The organism is Agromyces cucurbitae, from assembly GCF_058349945.1.
Genome location: NZ_JBYRES010000003.1, coordinates 255,183 through 275,692 on the forward strand (window position 1 = coordinate 255,183; position 20,510 = coordinate 275,692).

The following is a 20,510-nucleotide window of genomic DNA, read 5'->3' on the forward strand; positions in this document are numbered from 1 at the left end:
TGCGCGGGTGACGGAGACCGGGGTCAATTCGACGGCGTCGCTGCGCCGTCTCGTGCCACGGATCTTCTCCAAGGCACAGCCGTCGGGCGCGGTCGACACGCTCATCCGCACGGTGCGCATGCACCATCCGAAGGCCGACGTCGCGCTCATCGAACGCGCCTACACGGTCGCCGACCGGGCGCACGAGGGCCAGAAGCGCAAGAGCGGCGAGCCCTACATCACGCATCCGATCGCGGTGGCGCAGATCCTCGCGGATCTCGGCATCGGCTCCAAGACGGTGGCCGCCGCGCTGCTGCACGACACGGTCGAGGACACGGCGTACACCCTCGACGAGGTGCGCGCCGACTTCGGTGACGAGATCGCGATGCTCGTCGACGGCGTCACCAAGCTCGACAAGGTCAAGTACGGCGACTCGACCCAGGCCGAGACGGTGCGCAAGATGATCGTCGCGATGTCGAAGGACATCCGGGTGCTCATCATCAAGCTCGCCGACCGCCTGCACAACGCACGCACCTGGGGGTTCGTGCCGGCCGAGAAGGCCGCCAAGAAGGCGACCGAGACGCTCGAGATCTACGCGCCGCTCGCGCACCGGCTCGGCATCCAGGCGATCAAGTGGGAGCTCGAGGACCTCTCGTTCGCGGTGCTCTACCCGAAGCTCTACGCCGAGATCGAGAGCCTCGTGAAGCAGCGCACGCCGCAGCGCGAGGAGTTCGTGCAGAACGTCATCGACCTCGTGAACGACGACCTCAAGGCCGCGAAGATCCGCGGCAAGGTGGTCGGGCGCCCGAAGCAGTACTACTCGATCTACCAGAAGATGATCGTGCGCGGCCGCGACTTCGACGAGATCTACGACCTCGTCGGCATCCGGGTGCTCGTCAACTCGGTGCGCGACTGCTATGCGGTGCTCGGTGCGATCCACGCCCGGTGGACGCCGCTGCCCGGGCGGTTCAAGGACTACATCGCGACGCCGAAGTTCAACCTCTACCAGTCGCTGCACACGACCGTGATCGGGCCGAAGGGCCGCGCGGTCGAGATCCAGATCCGCACGCACGACATGCACCAGCGCGCCGAGTACGGCGTCGCCGCCCACTGGAAGTACAAGGAGCAGACGACCGGCCGTTCCGCCGGCGGCCCCGCCCTCGCGAACGAGACCGACATGGCCTGGCTCGCGCACATCTCCGACTGGCAGGCCGAGACGGCCGACCCGGGGGAGTTCCTCGACTCGCTGCGGTTCGAGATCGGCGCGAAGGAGGTCTACGTCTTCACGCCGAAGGGGCGCGTGATCGGGCTGCCGTCGGGCGCGACTCCGGTCGACTTCGCGTACGCGGTGCACACCGAGGTCGGCCACCGCACGATGGGCGCCAAGGTCAACGGGCGGCTCGTTCCGCTCGAGAGCGAGCTCTCGAGCGGCGACGTCGTCGAGGTCTTCACCTCGAAGAACCCCGACTCCGGCCCGAGCAAAGACTGGCTCGGCTTCGTCAAGAGCCCCAGGGCGCGCAACAAGATCCGCCAGTGGTTCACGAAGGAACGACGCGACGAGGCGATCGAGCAGGGTCGCGACGCGATCGCCCGCGCGATGCGCAAGCAGAACCTGCCGCTGCAGAAGCTCATGAGCCAGGAGTCGTTCGCCGAGGTCGCCGCGCAGCTGCACTACGACGACGTCTCGTCGCTCTACGCCGCGGTCGGCGAGGGGCACGTCTCGACGCAGTCGGTGCTCGAGAAGGTCGTGTCGCTCGTCCGCGACATCGACGACGTCGACGAGCCCGACCTGCCGCTGCCCGCGCGCTCGCGCCCGCTGCCGCGGCACTCCGACTCGGGCGTGCTCGTGCGCGGCGCCCCCGACATCCTCGTGAAGCTCGCGCGATGCTGCACGCCCGTGCCGGGCGACGAGATCGTGGGGTTCATCACGAGGGGCGCCGGTGTGTCGGTGCACCAGGCGAACTGCCACAACGTGCAGTCCCTCATGCGCGAGCCCGAGCGCATGATCGACGTCGAGTGGGCGCCGAGCTCGAAGAGCGTGTTCCTCGTGCAGATCCAGATCGAGGCGCTCGACCGGTCGGGCCTGCTCTCGGATGTGACGCGCGTGCTCTCCGAGCACCACGTGAACATCCTCTCGGCGAACGTGTCCACGTCGACCGACCGGCTGGCGCTCAGCCGGTTCGTCTTCGAGATGGGCGACACGACGCACCTCGATCGCGTGCTGAACGCCGTGCGGCGGATCGACGCGGTCTACGACGTCTATCGCGTCAGCGACGGCTGAGCCCCTGGCCGTCGGCGCCGAGCCGTTCGTACTCGGCGCGCACCGTCGCCTCGACCCGCACCGCCGTCTCGGCGCGACCGAGCCTGCCGAGTGCGAGCGCGCGATGGGGGAGCCGGATCGCGTTGGAGAGGCGCTCGTGCAGGCTCGCCGTCACGGCGGGGAGCGAATCGATCAGCCGCGCGAGCACGGGCTCGACGGTCGCGTCGTCGAGCGTCGCGTCGCGAAGCAGGTCGAAGGCCGTGCGCGCCACGTCGGTGCAGGCGACCCCGTCGAAGTACGTGATCTCGTCGTCGTCGATCGTCACCTCGCGCACGACCGCGGCCCGCGCGGCGACGACCGCCACCCTGGCGCGGTGCGGGACGCAGAACTGCGCGACGCGGGGCGGAACGTCGAGCGCGTCGTGCACCCAGGCCGCCGACAGGCGCTCGACGATGAGCGCACGCGGTGCCCGTCGCGCGACGGCCGCAGCCCGCAGGGCCGGCAGGTCGGGTGCGTCGATCGGCGCCCACACGTCGTCGATCGGGAACAGCTCGCCGTCGAGGCGAGCCGCGCACAGCTCGGCCAGCGGGAGATCGTCGGTGCCGAGTACCGCGGGAAGTCGGGCCATGACCTCATGCTGCGGCATCGGGACACCCTGGAACGCCGAATCGGCCGTCCTGTGGAGAACGGCCGATCCGGTGCGGTTGTCGGGGAGGGGCGGCCTCAGCCGCCGACGGCCTTGAGCCAGGCCTTGCGGGCGTCGAGCGCCTCCCGCGCGGCGGCGGCGGCCTTCTGGTCGCCGGCGGCCTCGGCCGCGGCGAGCTCGGCCTCGAGCTTCTCGATCGCGTCCTGCAGCTGACCGAGCATGCCCTCCGATCGCGCCTTCTTCTCGGGGTCCTCGCGCTGCCAGCGCTCGTCCTCGAGCGATCGGACGTGGTTCTCGACCTTGCGCAGCCGGTCCTCGATGGGGCGCACCTGGTCGCGGGGGACCCGGCCGATCTCGTCCCACTGGCGCTGGATGCGGTTGAGCGCCTGGCGGGCGGGCTTCGGGTCGGTCTCCTTCAGGAGCACCTCGGCCTCGGTGAGGAGCTTGAGCTTCTCGTCGAGGTTCGCCCGGTACGCCTCGTCCTCCTTGGCGTCGATCTCGGCCTTCGCGTCGAAGAGCACGTCGCCGGCTGCCTTGAAGCGGGCCCAGAGCTGGTCGTCGAGCTTCTTGCCGGCGCGGCCCGCCTGCTTCCACTCGTCGAGCAGGCTCCGGTAGTCGCCGACGGCGTCGGCACCGCGCGGGGCGAGCGCCTCGGCCCGCTCGATGAGCCGCTGCTTGCGCGCGCGGACGTCGCGATGCGTCGCATCCAGTTCGGCGAAGAACGCCTTGCGGTGCTGCTCGATCGTCGAGCGCGCGGCGCGGAAGCGCTTCCAGAGGTCGTTCGCGTCGCCCTTCGGCAGTCGCGGGCCCTCCTGCTGGTGGCGCTGCCAGCTCGCGAAGAGCGCGTCGAGCTCGGCCGACGTCTGCTTCCACTGGGTCTTGGCCGGGTCCTGTGCGGCGAGCTTCTCGGCCTGCTCGACGATGCGGGTGCGCTCGACGATCGCCTCGCCGATCGCGGCCTTCGCCTCGGCCTGCTGCTGCTCGGTGAGCTCCTTCGCGGTGCCCGACAACGCCTCGAGGCGGCGCGACAGGGAGTCGAGGTCGCCGACGGCGTGGGCGCCCGCGACCGACTCGCGGAGCGCGGCGACGGCCTTCGCGACATCGGCGGCCGGCGCACCGCGGCGGACCCGCTGCTCGAGCAGGGTCACCTGTCCGGCGAGGTCGGCGTACTTGCGCTCGAAGTACGCGAGGGCCTCCTCGGGCGTGGCATCGGGGTACTGGCCGACCTCGCGTTCGCCGTCGCTCGTGCGGACGAAGACGGTGCCCGTCTCGTCGACGCGGCCCCACGGTTGCTGATCTGATTCGGTCACGGCCTCACCCTGTGTCGTAGGTCGGATGCCGCCAGCGGCGGCGATGTGCAGTCGACATGCCGTCCATCGACGGCGATGTGCTGTCAAGCCTATTGCACCGCTCGCGAGCGGCGCCGTGCTCACTCGATCGTGAACGAGGTGATCGTCGTGGGCACGGTCGGGGCGCCGTCGGAGGCCCCGTCGGCGGGCCCGGCGTCGGTGATGCCCGAGCGCAGCTCGTCGAGCCCGCTCGTCACGGTGCCGACCACGGTGTAGCCGCCCGCGGCGTCGGCGGGGATCGTCGAGTCCTCGTACACGATGAAGAACTGGCTGCCCTGGCTGTAGGCGTTGCCCGACTGGCGGGCCATCGCGATCGTGCCCGCGGGGTAGACGCCGTCGGCGGGCGCGTTCTCGACGGGGCCGTAGCTGTAGCCGGGGCCGCCGCTGCCGTCGCCGTTCGGGTCGCCGCACTGCAGCACCCAGATCGAGTCCTTCGTGAGGCGGTGGCAGCTGACGTCGTCGTAGAAGCCGTCCTGGATGAGGCTGATCTCGCTCGAGACGGCCTGCGGTGCGGCCGCGCCGTCGAGCTCGACGCCGAGCGGGATGTCGTTGAGCGTGAGCGTGCCCGTCCAGGTGCGGTCCTCGGCGAGGTCGGCCGACGGCACGTCGCCCTGGTTCTCGCCGGCGGCGGCCGACGGCGTGGGCGTGGCGGATGCCTCGGGCTCGGGGCTGCCGGGTCCGCCGTTGAAGAAGAGGAGCTGCGCCCCGACCGCGAGCGCGAGCACGACGACGAGGGCGATGCCCGCGATGATGTTGTCGCGCGTGCGGCGCCGCTGCTTGCCGGCGTGGACTTCCTGCCGGGCCTGGTAGGTGCGCAGGCGCGCGCGTTCCTCGCGCGCCTGACGGTCGTTCGATGCCACGCCTGCTCCTTCTCGGGCCGCTCCCGTCGGGCCTGCGCCTGCCGGTGAGCACTGCTGCTGCGAGCCGACTGTACTTGAGCCCCCGTGCGCGCACCAATCGCCGCGCTGCGCAGCGGGCGCAGAAGGCGGTGTCGGATGCCGCGGCTACGCTTGATCGCATGGTGGATTCCGGCCCGGGGCTGCGCGCGGGCGCGACCCCGCTCGCGGTGCGCATGCGCCCGACGAGCCTCGACGAGGTGGCCGGGCAGCGCCATCTGCTCACGCCCGGTTCGCCGCTCGTCGCGCTCGCGGGCGACCGCACGGGCGAGAGCGGATCGGTCTCGGTGATCCTCTGGGGGCCGCCGGGCACGGGCAAGACGACCCTCGCCCAGGCCATCGCCCGATCCTCCGGTCGAAAGTTCGTCGAGCTCTCGGCGGTCACCGCCGGCGTGCGCGACGTGCGCCAGGTGATGGAGGAGGCGCAGGCCAGTCGCGACCTCTACGGCATCTCGACCGTGCTGTTCCTCGATGAGATCCACCGGTTCACGAAGGCCCAGCAGGACGCGCTGCTCCCGGGCGTCGAGAACGGGTGGGTGATCCTCGTCGCCGCGACGACCGAGAACCCCTCGTTCTCGGTCATCTCGCCGCTGCTGTCCCGCTCGCTCCTCCTGACGCTCGAACTGCTGAGCGACGACGACCTGGGCGTGCTCGTCGACCGGGCCGTCGCCGACCCTCGCGGTCTCGCGGGCAAGGTCGCGCTCGATCCCGAGGGTCGCGCGGCGATCGTGAGGCTCGCCTCGGGCGACGCACGACGCGCGCTGACCGCGCTCGAGGCCTCGGCGATCTCCGCGGCCGCCGCGGCCGGCGAGACGGACACCGCCGTCGGGACCGCCGACGACGACGAGGACGGCGACGCCGAAGCCGGCGACACGGGCGTCGAGGCATCCCCTCCGGTGATCACCGCCGACGTGGTGGCGCGCGCCGTCGACCGTGCGCTCCTGCGCTACGACCGCAACGGCGATGAGCACTACGACGTCATCAGCGCCTTCATCAAGTCGGTGCGCGGCAGCGACGTCGACGCGGCGCTGCACTACCTCGCGCGCATGATCGAGGCCGGAGAGGACCCGCGGTTCATCGCCCGCCGCATCATCGTGCTCGCGTCCGAAGACATCGGACTCGCCGATCCGCAGGCGCTCGGCGTCGCGGTCGCCGCCGCCGACGCCGTGCAGTACATCGGCATGCCCGAGGGTCGCATCCCGCTCGCGCAGGCGGTCGTGCACCTCGCGACCGCACCGAAGTCGAACGCCGCCTACCTCGGCATCGACCAGGCCATCGCCGACGTCCGCGCGGGCAAGGCGGGCCGCGTGCCGAAGCACCTGCGTGACGCGCACTACCCGGGTGCGAAGCGGCTCGGCCACGGCAAGGGCTACCGGTATCCGCACGACGAGGCGATCGGCGTCGTCGCGCAGCAGTACCTGCCCGACACGCTGCGCGGGGCCGTCTACTACGAGCCGACCGAGCACGGCAACGAACGCGAGGTGTCGGCGCGGCTCGCGAAGCTGCGGCGCATCGTGCGGGGCGACCGGTGAGCGCCCATCGGTCGGCCGATCCCCGCGAGCCGCGCTGCACGGGCGTCGCCTGCTCGGCGTGATAGCATGGTCGCTGGCCTGAAGCCAGATCCTCGAGCGCGGCTGCGAGAGGATCACCGGCGAGTGGGTGCGATCTGTAGCCGATCGGCCCCTGGCGAATCCCTCTGACACAGATCCGCGGTGCACGATCGCACCGCGGGTTTCACTTGAGATTCTTCCGAAAGGACATTCGTGTCGAACCGTTCCCGCAGCAAGACCCGCCTCTCCCGCGCGCTCGGCGTCGCCCTCACCCCGAAGGCCGCCCGCTACATGGAGAAGCGCCCCTACGCTCCTGGTGAGCACGGCCGCACCAAGCGCAAGGCCGACAGCGACTACGCCGTGCGTCTGCGCGAGAAGCAGCGCCTGCGCGCCCAGTACGGCATCCGCGAGAAGCAGCTCCGCATCGCGTACAACGAGGCCAAGCGCATCGACGGCCAGACCGGTGAGAACCTGGTCGAGCTGCTCGAGATGCGCCTCGACGCGCTCGTGCTGCGCGCCGGCTTCGCCCGCACCATCTCGCAGGCCCGCCAGTTCGTCGTGCACCGCCACATCCTCGTCGACGGCCAGCTCGTCGACCGCCCCTCGTTCCGCGTGAAGCCGGGCCAGCTCGTGCACGTGAAGACCCGCAGCGAGGGCACCGAGCCCTTCCAGGTCGCCGCCGCCGGCGGTCACGCCGACGTGCTGCCCAAGGTCCCGGGCTACCTCGAGGTCGAGCTCGACAAGCTCCAGGCCAAGCTCGTCCGTCGCCCGAAGCGCGCCGAGGTCCCCGTGACCTGTGACGTCCAGCTCGTCGTCGAGTACTACGCGGCTCGCTGACGCAGACTGCACCGAACAGGGGTCGCGGGGTTTCCCGCGGCCCCTGTTCCGTCTTCGGCGGGCGGGTCCCCGCGCGCCACTAGACTGATCCGAGGCGTGCCGAGCGCCACGGCGCCGGCGAGAGATCGAACAGGGAGCACCCGTGAAGAGCATTCTGTGGTTCACCGTCGGCGTCGCGGCCGGATTCGTGGTCGCGCACCAGGTCAACCAGACCAAGCAGGGCCGCGACTTCTTCGAGTCGATCGACGCGAAGGCCCGCGCGTTCGGTCACGCGATCGCCGAGGGCTACCACGCTCGCGACGCCGAGCTGCGCGCCGAGGCGGGCCCCGCCGCCGAGCGCTGAGCCGCCACCCCGACCGCTTTCCGGCCCGACGACCGGGCACGAACCCCAGAACGGAACCATGCAGACTGCCGACATCCGCCAGCGCTGGCTGGACTTCTTCGCCGAGCGCGGCCACACCGTGGTGCCCTCGGCCTCGCTCGTCTCCGACGACCCGACGCTGCTCTTCACGGTCGCCGGCATGGTGCCGTTCGTGCCGTACCTGACCGGGATCGTCCCCGCGCCGTACCCGCGGGCCACGAGCGTGCAGAAGTGCATCCGCACGAACGACATCGAAGAGGTCGGCAAGACGCCGCGGCACGGCACGTTCTTCCAGATGAACGGCAACTTCTCGTTCGGCGACTACTTCAAGGAGGGCGCCATCTCGATGGCGTGGGAGCTGCTCACCACGCCCGAGTCCGACGGCGGCTACGGCTTCGACCCGAACGACCTCTGGGTCACCGTCTACGAGGACGACGACGAGGCGATCGAGATCTGGAAGCGCGTCGCGGGCCTGCCCGACGAGCGCATCCAGCGCCTCGGCAAGGACACGAACTACTGGCACACCGGGCAGCCCGGCCCGGCCGGGCCCTGCTCCGAGATCTTCTTCGACCGGGGGCCCGCGTACGGCGTCGACGGCGGACCGGCGACCGACGACGACCGCTACGTCGAGATCTGGAACCTCGTGTTCATGCAGTACCTCATCGACGACGTCGTCTCGAAGACCGACTTCCGCATCGTCAAAGAGCTGCCGAAGAAGAACATCGACACCGGCATGGGCCTCGAGCGCGTCGCGTTCATCAAGCAGGGCGTCGACAACATGTACGAGATCGACCAGGTGCGGCCGGTGCTCGACAAGGCCTCCGAGCTCTCCGGCCGCCGATACGGCGCCGATCACGAGGACGACGTGCGCATGCGCGTCATCGCCGACCACATCCGCTCCGCGCTCATGCTCATGAGCGACGGCGTCAGCCCGTCGAACGAGGGCCGCGGGTACATCCTGCGCCGGCTCCTGCGCCGCAGCATCCGTGCGATGCGCCTGCTCGGCGTCGAGGGGCCGACCTTCCGCGAGCTCTTCGCGGCATCCCGCGACGCGATGAAGTCGGCGTACCCCGAGGTCGCGCGCGACTACGCCCACATCGAGCAGCTCGCGCTCGGCGAGGAGGAGACCTTCCTGCGCACGCTCTCGGCGGGCACCTCGATCCTCGACCTCGCCGTCGAGAAGACGAAGGATGCCGGTCGCGATGAGCTCGCGGGCGACACCGCCTTCCTCCTGCACGACACCTACGGGTTCCCGATCGAGCTCACGCTCGAGATGGCCGAGGAGGCCGGCCTCGCGGTCGACCGGGCGGCGTTCGACGAGCTCATGACGGCGCAGCGCACGCGCGCGAAGGCCGACGCGAAGTCGAAGAAGAAGGTGCTCGCCGACCTCTCGGTCTACGCGGACTTCCGCGCGAAGGGCGAGACCGTCTTCACGGGCTACACCGAGCTCGCGACCGAGTCGAGCGTGCTCGGCCTGCTCGTCGACGGCCGACCCGTCCAGCGGGCGGTGGCGGGGCAGACCGCCGAGGTCATCCTCGCGGAGACCGCGCTCTACGCCGAGTCCGGCGGCCAGGCCCCCGACCAGGGGCGCATCGTCGGCGACGGCTTCGAGCTCGAGGTGCTCGACGTGCAGAAGCCCGTCAAGGGCCTCATCAGCCACACCGTCAAGGTGACCTCCGGCGAGGTCGGCGTGGGGGAGCGCGCGACGAGCCTCGTCGACGAGGACTACCGCCGCGGCGCCACGCAGGCGCACTCGGGCACCCACATCGTGCACGCCGCGCTGCGTCAGGTGCTCGGCCCGAACGCCCACCAGTCGGGCTCGTTCAACAAGGCGGGCTACCTGCGTCTCGACTACGGCTGGAACTCGGCGCTCTCGGCCGAGACCCGCAGCGAGATCGAGGAGATCTCGAACTCGGCGATCCGCGACAACCTGCAGGTGGTCACGCGGGAGATGCCGCTCGACGAGGCGAAGTCGCTCGGCGCGATGGCGCTGTTCGGTGAGAAGTACGGCGACGTCGTGCGCGTCGTCGACATCGGCGGACCGTGGTCGCGCGAGCTGTGCGCGGGTACGCACGTCGCCACGAGCGCCGAGATCGGCATGATCAACATCGTCGGCGAGTCGTCGGTCGGCGCGTCGAACCGACGCGTCGAGTCGCTCGTCGGCCTCGAGGCGTTCCGGAGGTTCGCGGCCGAGCGCGCGCTCGTGACCGAGCTCACCTCGACCCTGAAGACCCGCCCCGAGCAGCTCGTCGACCGCGTCGGCGAGCTCGTGACGAGCCTCAAGGCGGCCGAGAAGCGCATCCAGGCCTTCGAGGCGAAGGCGCTCAACGACCGCGTGCCGGCGCTCGCGGCCAAGGCCGTGCGGGTCGGCGACGTGCTGCTCGTGGCCGAGCCGGCCGGCGAGCTCGGCTCGGGCGACGAGCTGCGGTCGCTCGCGCTCTCGGTGCGTGCGCAGCTCGGCGACGTCGACGCGGTCGTCGCCCTCGCGGGCGAGGTGGGCGGCAAGCCGCTCACGATCGTCGCGACGACGCCGGGTGCGCGCGAGCACGGTGCGAACGCGGGCGCCCTCGCGAAGGCGGCCGCAGCCGCGCTCGGCGGCGGTGGCGGCGGCAAGCCCGACCTCGCCCAGGGCGGCGGCAGCGACCTCTCGGCGATCCCCGCGGCCCTCGAGGCCGTGCGCCGCGGGCTCGGCGGGTAGACGAGCCATGCGATCCGGGGCGAGGCTCGGCATCGACGTCGGGCGCGCCCGGATCGGCGTGTCGCGCTGCGACAGCGGCGGGCTGCTCGCGGTGCCGGTCGAGACGGTGCCGCGCGTGGCCGAGGGCGACGCCGACGTGCGACGCATCCTCGCCATCGCCGACGAGTACGAGGCGATCGAGCTCGTCGTCGGCAACCCGCTGTCGCTCTCGGGCGGGCCGACGCCGTCGACCGACGACGCCGTCGAGTTCGCGGGCCGACTCGCGGCCGCGAGCCCCGGGCGTCAGGTGCGCCTCGTCGATGAGCGACTGTCGACCGTGAGCGCGCAGCAGGCGCTGCGCGCGACCGGGAAGAAGGCGAAGCAGCAGCGTCCCATCGTCGACCAAGTCGCAGCCGTTATCATTCTGCAACATGCGATCGACGCCGAGCGCGCCTCCGGGCACGCTCCGGGTCGAACCCTCGACACCGATGAAGGGCCCTGACCCCTGTGACCCAGCTCCCCCCAGAGCACCCCGAGGCTGACGCGCTCATGCGCGACTGGCAGGCGATGCTCGCCGGCCAGCAGCCGACGACGACGAAGCCCTCGCCGGTCATGCCGCTCACCACGGCCCCGCCGGCGCAGCCGACCGCGCCCGGCGCGCAGGCGGCACCGCCGACACCTCCCCAGCAGTCCGTCCGACCCGCTGCCGACCGGCCGGTCGCACCCGTCGAGTCCGCACCGGGATCCGCGGCCCCCGACGGCCCTCCCGAGGGTCGGCAGCTGACCCGTCGAGAAGCCCGCGAGGCCGAACAGCGCAGGGCGGCCGCCGAAGCCGCGGCATCGAACGGACCCGCGCCCGTCGCTCCCATGACGGATCCCACCCCGGCGGCGCCCTGGACGGGCCCCGCCCCAGCCGCAGCACCGTCCGGCGCCCGAACGGCCGCGCCGTGGAACGGGCCCACGACGACCGGTGCCGCGCCGACCGCGCCGCCGACCGGGCCGGCCCCGACGAGCCAGGCCCGCCCGGCCTCGGCCGAGCAGTTCGCGGCGCCGGTCTCCGCCGCCGCAGCGGCGTCGGCCCCGGTGCCGTCGATCGCCCCGGTGCCGTCGATCGCCCCGGGCCCGGCACCCGGCGCGTCGCAGACCGACGTCGCCGCACTCGCGCCCGACGCTCCGGCCGCCGCCTTCGCGGCGCTGCTCGGCGGGCCCGAGACCGGCGACGAACCCGAGCCGGCGCGGCGCAAGCCCACCCGCGCCGAACGCCGCGCCGCGGCATCCTTCGACCATCACGAACCCGACGAGCACGAGAAGCCCCGTCGCCGTGGAGGCTGGGGCTGCCTGATCGGCCTCCTCGTGGTCGCGGGGCTCGGCGTCGGCGCCTTCTTCTTCCTGCAGGGCCCGATCAACGCCGTCATCGAGCGCTTCCAGCCCGCCGCCGACTACGAGGGCCAGGGCACGGGCGAGGTCGTCTTCATGATCCACGAGGGCGACACGGGCGCGTCGATCGCGACGAACCTCGTCGCCGAAGACGTCGTCGCGAGCGAGGACGCCTTCCTCGAGGCGGTGGCCGAGGCCGACCCGTCGCCGATCTTCTACCCCGGCGCGTACCAGCTCGCCGAGCAGATGAGCGCGCAGGCCGCGCTCGACGCGCTCGAAGACCCGGCGAGCAAGCTCGAGAACACCTTCGTGATCCCCGAGGGCACGGCGACGGTCGACGCGTTGCCGAGAATCGCGGAGGGCACCGGCATCCCGCTCGAGGACCTCGAGGCCGCAGCGGCCGAGTCGCCGCAGTCGTACGGGCTGCCCCCCGAGGCGAAGAGCCTCGAGGGCTTCCTGTTCCCGGCGACGTACACGCTCGATCCCGACGCCGACGCGCGTGCCGTGCTGCAGACGCTCGTCGACCGGCAGTTCCAGGCGCTCGACGAGGCCGGCGTCGCGCCCGCCGACCGGTGGAAGACGATCGTGCTCGCCGCCCTCGTCCAGCGCGAGGCGGGCCTCAAGGACGACTACTACAAGGTGTCGCGCGTCTTCCTCAACCGGCTCGACCCGTCCAAGTGGGAGAGCGGGCTGCTGCAGTCCGACGCGACCGTCGCCTACGGCACGGGCAACACGCACCTCGTCACGACGACCGACGAGGAGCGCGCCGACGCCTCGAACCCGTACAACACCTACGTGCACCCCGGGCTGCCGGTCGGCCCCATCTCGAACCCGGGCGACCTCGCGATCGACGCCGCCGTGCACCCCGCCGACGGGCCGTGGCTCTTCTTCGTGACGTGGAACCTCGACACGGGCGAGACGATCTTCTCCTCGACCGTCGAAGAGCACGACGCCGCCGTCGCCAAGTGGCAGGCGTGGATGGCGGAGCACCCCGAGTATGGCTGAGCCGCTGCCCGTGCGGCCGGGCGCGCGACTCGCGGTGCTCGGCTCACCGATCGCGCACTCGAAGAGTCCCGCGCTGCATCGTGCGGCGTACGCGCGCCTCGGGCTCGACTGGGCGTACACCGCGGTCGAGATGACGGGCGACCGCCTGCCCGACTTCGTCGACGGGCTGGATGCCTCGTGGCGAGGGCTCTCGCTCACGATGCCGCTCAAGCACGACGTGCTGCCGCTCGTCGACGACCTCGACGAGCTCGCCCGTCTGACGGGCGCCGCCAACACCGTCGTGTTCGACGACGGCCGTCGGCGCGGCTTCAACACCGACGTCGGCGGGATCGTGCGCACGCTCGGGGAGTCGGGGGTCCGCGGCATCCGGCGCGGGGTGCTCATCGGCGCCGGGGCGACGGCCGCATCGGCGCTCGTCGCGATGGCCGAGCTCGGCGCCCGGGAGGTGCGCGTGCTCGTGCGCCGCGCCGGCTCGGCGGACGCGCTCGGAGCGATCGGGCGCCGGGCGGGCGTCGTCGTCGACGAGCTCCCGCTCGCGGGGCTCGCAGGGCTCGGACGCGGCGAGGGCGAACTCGTGATCTCGACCGTGCCCGGCGGCACCGACCTCGGCGTCGCACCCGCACCGGGTCTCGTCGAGGACGCGGTCCTGCTCGACGTCGCCTACGACCCGTGGCCGAGCCCGCTCGGGGCGGCCTGGCTCGCCGGGTCCGGCCGCGTGGTGCACGGTCTCGGCATGCTGCTGCACCAGGCGCTGCTGCAGGTGCGCGTGTTCGTGCACGGCGACCCGTTCACCGAACTGCCCGACGAGCATGACGTGCTCGCCGTCATGCGCGAATCCGTGCGCTGACGCTGTGGAAGTATAGAAAGCATGCTCCGTTGGCTCACCGCCGGAGAATCGCACGGCCCTGAGCTCGTCGCGATCCTCGAGGGTCTTCCCGCCGGCACCCCCGTTTCGCTCGATTCCATCCGCGACGACCTCGCGCGCCGCAAGCTCGGCTACGGCCGAGGCGCGCGCATGAAGTTCGAGCAGGACGAACTGGCGATCTCGGGCGGAGTGCGCCACGGGCTCAGCCTCGGCAGCCCCATCGCACTGCGCGTCGGCAACACCGAGTGGCCGAAGTGGCAAGAGGTCATGAGCCCCGAGCCGATCGACCCGGCGAAGCTCGGCCGCGGTCGCGGCGCTCCGCTGACCCGTCCACGGCCCGGACACGCCGACCTGGTCGGCATGCAGAAGTACGGCTTCGACGAGGCGCGACCCGTGCTCGAGCGCGCGAGCGCCCGCGAGACCGCCGCGCGCGTCGCGCTCGGCGCGGTTGCGAAGTCGTTCCTCGGCGAGCTCGGCATCACGACCATCGCGCACACGCTGTCGATCGGGCCCGTCAGGGTGCCCGACGGCGCCGTGCTGCCGACGCCGGCCGACCTCGCGGTGGTCGATGCCGACCCGCTGCGCTGCTTCGACGCCGAGACGAGCGCCCGCATGGTCGCCGAGGTCGACGACGCGCACAAGTCGGGCGACACGCTCGGCGGCGTCGTCGAGGTGCTGGCCTACGGCGTGCCCCCGGGTCTCGGCTCGCACGTGCACTGGGACCGCCGGCTGGACGCGCAGCTCGCGGCGGCGCTCATGGGCATCCAGGCCATCAAGGGCGTCGAGGTCGGCGACGGCTTCGAGACGACCCGTCGCCGCGGCTCGGCGGCGCACGACGAGCTGCACCTCGCCGACGGGCGCATCGAGCGTGCGAGCGATCGCGCCGGCGGCACCGAGGGCGGCATGTCGACGGGCACGGTGCTGCGCGTCCGGGCGGGCATGAAGCCCATCGCGACCGTGCCGCATGCACTGCCGACGATCGACGTCGCGACCGGCGAGCCGGCCCCCGCGCACCACCAGCGCTCCGACGTGTGCGCCGTGCCGGCGGCGGGCGTCGTCGCCGAGGCGATGGTCGCGCTCGTGCTCGCGAACGCCGTGCTCGAGAAGTTCGGCGGCGACTCGGTCGCCGAGACCCGCCGCAACCTCGAGTCGTACCTCGCCGCGATCCCCGAGTCGCTCCGCACCGCCGGCTCGACGGGTGCGACCGCGACCGACGCCGCCCGTGTCTGAGCACGCGCGCCTCCCGTTGCCGGTCGTGCTCGTCGGCCCGATGGGCTCGGGCAAGTCGCGCGTCGGGCAGCGTCTCGCGAACGACGCGGGCGCGCCGTTCGTCGACACCGATGCGCGGATCACCGAGCGCTACGGCCCGATCGACGAGATCTTCGGGCGCGAGGGCGAGGAGTACTTCCGCATCATCGAGCGCGAGGTCGTCGCCGAGGCGCTCCGGGAGGAGGCGGTCGTCTCGCTCGGCGGCGGCGCCGTGCTGCACCCCGACACCCGCGACGACCTCGCGACGCTGCCCGTCGTGTGGCTGCAGGTCTCCCGCGAGGCCGTCGCGCCGCGAGTGGCGGGCGGCAACCGCCCGCTCATCGCCGCGGGCGGCATCGAGGCATGGTCCGCGATCCTCGAGGCGCGACGCCCGCTCTACGAGCAGGTCGCCGACCTCGCCATCGACACCTCGCGTCGCTCGGTCGCGCGGATCGTCGACGACATCACCGGCCATTTCGGCACCGAGCAGTTCGGAGAGACACGATGACGGCAGACGAGCGCACCACGATCCGGGTGGGCGGCGACGACGGCTACGACGTGATCGTCGGCCGGGGCGTCGTCGACGGTCTCGGCGACGCGCTCGGCCAGTCGGTCAAGAAGGTGCTCATCGTGCACCCGGCGACGCTCGGCGCCCGCGCGGCCGACCTGCGCGAGTCGCTCTCCGAGCGGTTCGAGGTGCTGCTCGCCGAGGTGCCCGATGCCGAGGCCGGCAAGCGCATCGAGGTTGCGGCCTTCTGCTGGCAGGTGCTGGGCCAGGCCGACTTCACGCGCAGCGACGCGATCGTCGGGTTCGGCGGGGGAGCGATCACCGACCTGGCGGGCTTCGTCGCCGCGACGTGGCTGCGGGGCGTGCGCGTCGTCCAGGTGCCGACGACCGTGCTCGGCATGGTCGACGCCGCCGTGGGCGGCAAGACGGGCATCAACACGAATGAGGGCAAGAACCTCGTGGGCGTCTTCCACGCCCCGGCGGAGGTGCTCTGCGACCTCGAGCTGCTCGACACCCTGCCGAAGAACGAGATCCTCGCCGGATTCGCCGAGATCGTGAAGGCCGGCTTCATCCGCTACCCCGAGATCCTCGACATCATCGAGGCCGACCCCGAGCGGGCGACCGACCCCGCGACGGCCGAGTTCCGCCGCGTCGTGGAGCTCTCCATCCGCATGAAGGCCGACGTCGTCTCGGAGGACTTCACCGAGCAGGGCCTGCGTGAGATCCTCAACTACGGGCACACCCTCGGGCACGCCGTCGAGCACGCCGAACGCTACCAATGGCGCCACGGCGCCGCGGTCGCGGTGGGACTCGCCTTCGCCGCCGAGCTCGGCCGGTTGAGCGGCCGCCTCTCCGACGAGGTCGCCGACCGCCACAAGCGGGTGCTCGACCTGCTGAGCCTGCCGACGAGCTACCCGGCCGGCCGCTGGAACACCCTCCTCGCGACCATGCAGCGCGACAAGAAGGCCCGCGCCGGGCAGCTGCGGTTCATCGTGCTCGACGACCTCGCCAAGCCGACCGTCATGCTCGCCCCCGACCAGTCGCTGCTCTTCGCCGCCTACCAGGAGATCGCGAGCTGACCGCTCCGCGCTGATCCGTCGCGATCTCGCGCTGCTCCCCGCCTGCACGCCGATTCATCGAGATCGCATGATGCGGGCCGTCCGGCGGACTGCGAGGCTGTCGCCGCGCAGCGGCGCTCCGAGGGGGACGGCATGAGCAGCACCAAGAAGACGACGGCCACGGGCGTGACGCTCGTCACGCTCATCCTCGTCGCGGCGGTCGCGAACCTGCCGCTGGCGGTGGCGAACGTGGCGCTGCCCGACATCGGCAAGGCGTTCGACGCGTCCCAGACCGAGCTCAACCTCGTCGCGGTCGGGTACTCGCTCGGCCTCGCCGCGTCGGTGCTCTGGCTCGGCGCGGTGGGCGACCGCTACGGCCGCAAGTCGATGCTGCTCATCGGCGTGCTGCTGTCGCTGCCGGCGTGCCTCGTCGCCGCGTTCGCCCCGACGATCGAGGTGCTCATCATCGCCCGCATCGTCGGCGGACTCGCGGCGGGCATGGCGTATCCGACGACCCTCGCGCTCATCACGGCGTTCTGGTCGGGCCCGCAGCGCACGAAGTCGATCGCGCTGTGGTCGGCGATCGGCGGCGCGATCTCGGCGCTCGGCCCGCTCATCGCGGGCTTCCTGCTCGAGTCGTTCTCGTGGGGCTCGGTCTTCCTCGTGACGCTCCCGCTCATCGTCGTCGCCGTGCCCATGATCCTGAAGACGGTTCCCGCGCACGTGAACGAGTCGACCGAGCGGGTCGACAACCTCGGCGGCCTGCTCTCGGCGCTCATGGTCGGCGGCATCATCCTCGCGATCAACTTCGCGGCCGTGCCCGATTCGGGCATGCTCGTGCTCGGCCTCTCGATCATCGGGGCCGCGGCCCTCATCGGCTTCGTGATCAGGCAGAAGCTCGCGAAGAACCCCCTGTACGACCTCACGATCGCCGCCCGCCCGATCTTCTGGGTCGCGGCGTGCGCCGGCATCATCGTCTTCGGCTCGCTCATGGGCGCCATGTTCATCGGCCAGCAGTACCTGCAGAACGTGCTCGGCTACACGACGCTCGAGTCGGGCTTCGCGATCCTGCCCGCCGCGATCTTCATGGTGCTGCTCGCGCCGCGCTCGGCGAAGCTCGTCGAGACCAGGGGCGCCAGGTTCACCCTGCTGCTCGGGTACGCGGGCGTGCTCCTCGGCTTCGTCACGATGCTCCTGCTGTGGCGCGAGGGCGCGCAGTACTGGGTCGTCGGCCTCGGGTACGCGTTCGTCGGCGCGGGCGTGGGCCTCGCCGGAACACCCGCGTCGCGATCGCTCACGGGCGCCGTGCCGGTGCGCCGGGCGGGCATGGCCTCGGGCACGGCCGACCTGCAGCGCGACCTCGGCGGTGCCATCATGCAGTCGATCCTCGGCGCGCTGCTCACCGCGGGCTACGCGGCATCGGCGACGGCGCTCATGCAGAGCTCGCCCGACGCCGACCAGATCACGAGCTCGGTGCAGAGCCAGCTGACGAAGTCGTTCGCGAGCGCTGCCGACATCGCGCAGCAGTACCCGAAGTACTCCGACGCGATCATCCAGGGGGCGAAGCAGTCGTTCGAGCAGGGCCAGGACTGGGCGTACCTCGCCGGCATCGTCGCGGTGCTGATCGGCGCGGTGCTCGTGATGTGGAAGTTCCCGAACGCGCAGCGCGAGCGCGAGCTGCTCGCGCAGTACCACGCCGAGGACCAGGGGGAGACGGCGCCGGCGGCGTGAGCGGGCGGATGCCGCGGCGATAGGCTGCACGGGTGACGATCACGCCCCCTCCGAACGGACCAGCCGCATGACCGAGCGTCGCCTGCTGCTCGTCAACGGCCCGAACCTCAACCTGCTCGGCACGCGCGAGCCCGAGATCTACGGCACCGAGACGCTGGCCGACGTCGAGCGCCTCGTCGACGACGCCGCGGGGCGACTCGGCTTCGAGGTCCGCGCCGTGCAGAGCAATCACGAGGGCGTGCTGATCGACGCGATCCACAGTGCACGCCTCGACTGCGCCGGCATCGTCGTCAACCCCGGCGGGCTGACCCACACGTCGGTCGTGCTGCGCGACGCGCTCTCGGGCGTCGCGCTGCCCGTGGCCGAGGTGCACATCTCGGACGTCGCCAAGCGCGAGCCGTTCCGTCAGCACTCGTACGTGGCCGACGTCGCGATCGTGCACGTGGTGGGCGAGGGGGTCGCGGGCTACGCGACGGCCGTGCGGCGCCTCGTGGCCGCGATCGAAGGCCAGGCCGAGGGCTGAGCAGAGGGCGGCGACCGGGCGCTCAGGCGCTGCGCGCGTAGTCGAGGCTCTCCCCGACGATCGCGAGCACCACCGCGAGCTCGGCCTCGTCGCGCGGACCGTAGACCATGAACTCGGTGCCGAAGTCCTCGTACTGGTGCGGTTCGGCCCAGCCGAGCTCGGTGAGCCGTCCACCGCGCTCCGGCGGCAGCACGAGGTGCACGGACGTGTCGGAGACGCCGTGGAGGTGCACGGGCTCCAGCCGCCCGTCGGGGAACGGCGAGGTCTCGGGGGAGCGTGCCGTCTCGAGGTCGGCGAGGAACACCGCTCGCGACGACTTCGGCGAGACCTGGCTGTGCCCCTCGACGACGCCGTCGAGCGCGAAGACGGCCGCGACGAGCCGGCCCCACATCTCGGGCGCGGCCTGCTGCGAGAGCTGGCGCTGCGGGCCCTCGGTGGAGACGAGCGGTCGGGGGCCGGTGCGGGGTTCGTCGATCACCCCGTCAGCGTAGGCCATGGCGAACGGCGCCGGCCCCGTGGCATCCGGGCCGCGGCGCCGCCCGGCCGCGTTGGCGCGGTCGGAGCCGAGCGACTAAACTCGATCGACTGAACTTCTCGGGCCGGGTCCGGCCGAGCCTCTTCGCAACCGAACACACGAACAACCGAACGGAACGTATACGCATGGCAAGCACCGCTGACATCAAGAACGGCGTCGTCCTCTCGATCGACGGCCAGCTCTGGAGCGTCATCGAGTTCCAGCACGTCAAGCCCGGCAAGGGCGGTGCGTTCGTGCGCACCAAGCTGAAGAACGTCGTCAGCGGCAAGGTCGTCGACCGCACCTACAACGCCGGCGCGAAGATCGACATCGAGAACGTCGACCGTCGCGACTTCACCTACCTCTACAACGACGGCGACGGCTTCGTCTTCATGGACGCGACCGACTACGACCAGATCACCGTGCCCGCCGCGGTCGTCGGCGACGCCGCCAACTTCATGCTCGAGAACCAGGCGGTCACGATCGCCCTGAACAACGGCAACCCGCTCTACGTCGACCTGCCCGCGTCGGTCGTGCTCGAGATCACCTACACCGAGCCGGGCCTGCAGGGCGACCGCTCGACCGGGGGCACGAAGCCCGCGACCGTCGAGACCGGCTACGAGATCCAGGTGCCGCTCTTCCTCGAGACGGGCACCAAGGTCAAGGTCGACACCCGCACGGGCGACTACCTCGGCCGCGTGAACGACTAGTGAGCGCACGCACGAAGGCGCGCAAGCGCGCGCTCGACATGCTGTATTCGGCCGACATGCGTCAGGTGCCCGTCGAGCAGATGCTCGTCGTCGAGGCGCAGAAGGCCGCCAACGAGCCCGAACGCCAGGCGTCGTGGCTCTACGCCCGCGAGATCGTCGACGGCATCGTCGATCACCGCACCGAGATCGACGAGCTCATCGAGACGCACTCGCGCGGGTGGACGCTCGAGCGCATGCCCGCCGTCGACCGTGCACTGCTGCGCATCGGCGTCTGGGAGATCGTCTACAACGACGAGGTCCCCGACCCGGTCGCGATCGCCGAGGCCGTCGAGGCGGCGACCGTGCTGTCGACCGACGACTCGGCGGGCTTCGTGAACGGTCTGCTCGCCGCGGTCTCGCACGCGAAGGCCTGATCG

The 20,510-nt window shown here is 71.7% G+C and carries 19 protein-coding genes; 15 read left to right on the forward strand and 4 right to left on the reverse strand.

Going from position 1 to position 20,510, the window contains the following annotated elements; all coding sequences use genetic code 11:
• The first annotated feature begins 7 nt into the window (after positions 1-7).
• On the forward strand, positions 8-2,260 hold the full coding sequence (locus tag AC3RJ6_RS12450) for a RelA/SpoT family protein (protein WP_491427391.1): 2,253 nt from the start codon (positions 8-10) through the stop codon (positions 2,258-2,260).
• Here the strand turns inward: AC3RJ6_RS12450 and AC3RJ6_RS12455 are convergent.
• The 3 genes from AC3RJ6_RS12455 to AC3RJ6_RS12465 all read right to left on the reverse strand — a co-directional run bounded on the left by AC3RJ6_RS12455 (position 2,247) and on the right by AC3RJ6_RS12465 (position 5,094).
• Entirely contained in the window at positions 2,247-2,867 is a 621-nt protein-coding gene (locus AC3RJ6_RS12455) for a type IV toxin-antitoxin system AbiEi family antitoxin (protein ID WP_491427392.1), read from the reverse strand. The genes AC3RJ6_RS12450 and AC3RJ6_RS12455 overlap by 14 nt on opposite strands.
• 95 nt (positions 2,868-2,962) lie before the next feature.
• Positions 2,963-4,195, reverse strand: coding sequence for a DUF349 domain-containing protein (locus AC3RJ6_RS12460; protein ID WP_491427393.1), 1,233 nt, complete (start codon positions 4,193-4,195; stop codon positions 2,963-2,965).
• A 119-nt stretch (positions 4,196-4,314) separates the two neighbouring features.
• Entirely contained in the window at positions 4,315-5,094 is a 780-nt protein-coding gene (locus AC3RJ6_RS12465) for a peptidylprolyl isomerase (RefSeq protein ID WP_491427394.1), read from the reverse strand.
• A 158-nt stretch (positions 5,095-5,252) separates the two neighbouring features.
• Here AC3RJ6_RS12465 and AC3RJ6_RS12470 point away from each other — a divergent pair, with 158 nt between their 5' ends.
• The 12 genes from AC3RJ6_RS12470 (at position 5,253) to AC3RJ6_RS12525 (ending at position 18,870) form a co-directional block, all read left to right on the forward strand.
• Positions 5,253-6,662, forward strand: a complete 1,410-nt coding sequence (locus AC3RJ6_RS12470; protein ID WP_491427395.1) for a replication-associated recombination protein A — start codon at positions 5,253-5,255, stop codon at positions 6,660-6,662.
• A gap of 231 nt (positions 6,663-6,893) precedes the next feature.
• Positions 6,894-7,517 (forward strand): 30S ribosomal protein S4, encoded by a 624-nt coding sequence (rpsD, locus tag AC3RJ6_RS12475; protein ID WP_244853857.1) that lies wholly within the window; start codon positions 6,894-6,896, stop codon positions 7,515-7,517.
• A gap of 142 nt (positions 7,518-7,659) precedes the next feature.
• On the forward strand, positions 7,660-7,860 hold the full coding sequence (locus tag AC3RJ6_RS12480) for a hypothetical protein (protein ID WP_231430880.1): 201 nt from the start codon (positions 7,660-7,662) through the stop codon (positions 7,858-7,860).
• A gap of 58 nt (positions 7,861-7,918) precedes the next feature.
• Positions 7,919-10,576, forward strand: coding sequence for an alanine--tRNA ligase (gene alaS, locus AC3RJ6_RS12485; protein ID WP_491427396.1), 2,658 nt, complete (start codon positions 7,919-7,921; stop codon positions 10,574-10,576).
• Positions 10,577-10,583: 7 nt separating this feature from the next.
• Positions 10,584-11,057 (forward strand): Holliday junction resolvase RuvX, encoded by a 474-nt coding sequence (gene ruvX, locus AC3RJ6_RS12490; protein WP_491427397.1) that lies wholly within the window; start codon positions 10,584-10,586, stop codon positions 11,055-11,057.
• A 5-nt stretch (positions 11,058-11,062) separates the two neighbouring features.
• Positions 11,063-12,937, forward strand: coding sequence for an endolytic transglycosylase MltG (mltG, locus tag AC3RJ6_RS12495; RefSeq protein ID WP_491427398.1), 1,875 nt, complete (start codon positions 11,063-11,065; stop codon positions 12,935-12,937).
• Positions 12,930-13,784 carry a shikimate dehydrogenase gene (locus tag AC3RJ6_RS12500; RefSeq protein ID WP_491427399.1) on the forward strand — a complete coding sequence of 285 codons (855 nt, stop codon included), beginning with the start codon at positions 12,930-12,932 and terminating at the stop codon, positions 13,782-13,784. The genes mltG and AC3RJ6_RS12500 overlap by 8 nt, the downstream gene beginning before the upstream one ends.
• Positions 13,785-13,805: 21 nt before the next feature.
• On the forward strand, positions 13,806-15,032 hold the full coding sequence (aroC, locus tag AC3RJ6_RS12505; protein WP_491427400.1) for a chorismate synthase: 1,227 nt from the start codon (positions 13,806-13,808) through the stop codon (positions 15,030-15,032).
• On the forward strand, positions 15,025-15,558 hold the full coding sequence (locus tag AC3RJ6_RS12510; RefSeq protein WP_491427401.1) for a shikimate kinase: 534 nt from the start codon (positions 15,025-15,027) through the stop codon (positions 15,556-15,558). Before aroC ends, AC3RJ6_RS12510 begins: the two co-directional genes overlap by 8 nt.
• Positions 15,555-16,637, forward strand: a complete 1,083-nt coding sequence (gene aroB / locus AC3RJ6_RS12515) for a 3-dehydroquinate synthase (protein ID WP_491427402.1) — start codon at positions 15,555-15,557, stop codon at positions 16,635-16,637. Before AC3RJ6_RS12510 ends, aroB begins: the two co-directional genes overlap by 4 nt.
• A gap of 132 nt (positions 16,638-16,769) precedes the next feature.
• Positions 16,770-18,347 carry an MFS transporter gene (locus AC3RJ6_RS12520; RefSeq protein WP_491427403.1) on the forward strand — a complete coding sequence of 526 codons (1,578 nt, stop codon included), beginning with the start codon at positions 16,770-16,772 and terminating at the stop codon, positions 18,345-18,347.
• Positions 18,348-18,414: 67 nt separating this feature from the next.
• Entirely contained in the window at positions 18,415-18,870 is a 456-nt protein-coding gene (locus tag AC3RJ6_RS12525) for a type II 3-dehydroquinate dehydratase (protein ID WP_491427404.1), read from the forward strand.
• Positions 18,871-18,892: 22 nt separating this feature from the next.
• On the opposite strand, the gene AC3RJ6_RS12530 is transcribed toward AC3RJ6_RS12525, so the two are convergent.
• Positions 18,893-19,348 (reverse strand): luciferase domain-containing protein, encoded by a 456-nt coding sequence (locus AC3RJ6_RS12530; RefSeq protein ID WP_491427405.1) that lies wholly within the window; start codon positions 19,346-19,348, stop codon positions 18,893-18,895.
• Between the two features lie 182 nt (positions 19,349-19,530).
• On the opposite strand from AC3RJ6_RS12530, the gene efp reads away from it, so the two are divergent.
• On the forward strand, positions 19,531-20,094 hold the full coding sequence (efp, locus tag AC3RJ6_RS12535) for an elongation factor P (RefSeq protein ID WP_244853869.1): 564 nt from the start codon (positions 19,531-19,533) through the stop codon (positions 20,092-20,094).
• Entirely contained in the window at positions 20,094-20,507 is a 414-nt protein-coding gene (gene nusB, locus AC3RJ6_RS12540) for a transcription antitermination factor NusB (protein WP_244853870.1), read from the forward strand. Before efp ends, nusB begins: the two co-directional genes overlap by 1 nt.
• Positions 20,508-20,510 lie beyond the last annotated feature (3 nt).

Excerpts from the sequence above, each read along its gene's own strand:
- AC3RJ6_RS12455 (WP_491427392.1), bottom strand. The coding sequence starts at position 2,867 with ATGGCCCGACTTCCCGCGGTACTCGGCACCGACGATCTCCCGCTGGCC.
- AC3RJ6_RS12470 (WP_491427395.1), top strand. The coding sequence starts at position 5,253 with ATGGTGGATTCCGGCCCGGGGCTGCGCGCGGGCGCGACCCCGCTCGCG.
- alaS (WP_491427396.1), top strand. The coding sequence starts at position 7,919 with ATGCAGACTGCCGACATCCGCCAGCGCTGGCTGGACTTCTTCGCCGAG.
- ruvX (WP_491427397.1), top strand. The coding sequence starts at position 10,584 with ATGCGATCCGGGGCGAGGCTCGGCATCGACGTCGGGCGCGCCCGGATC.
- AC3RJ6_RS12500 (WP_491427399.1), top strand. The coding sequence starts at position 12,930 with ATGGCTGAGCCGCTGCCCGTGCGGCCGGGCGCGCGACTCGCGGTGCTC.
- aroC (WP_491427400.1), top strand. The coding sequence starts at position 13,806 with ATGCTCCGTTGGCTCACCGCCGGAGAATCGCACGGCCCTGAGCTCGTC.
- aroB (WP_491427402.1), top strand. The coding sequence starts at position 15,555 with ATGACGGCAGACGAGCGCACCACGATCCGGGTGGGCGGCGACGACGGC.
- AC3RJ6_RS12520 (WP_491427403.1), top strand. The coding sequence starts at position 16,770 with ATGAGCAGCACCAAGAAGACGACGGCCACGGGCGTGACGCTCGTCACG.
- AC3RJ6_RS12525 (WP_491427404.1), top strand. The coding sequence starts at position 18,415 with ATGACCGAGCGTCGCCTGCTGCTCGTCAACGGCCCGAACCTCAACCTG.
- efp (WP_244853869.1), top strand. The coding sequence starts at position 19,531 with ATGGCAAGCACCGCTGACATCAAGAACGGCGTCGTCCTCTCGATCGAC.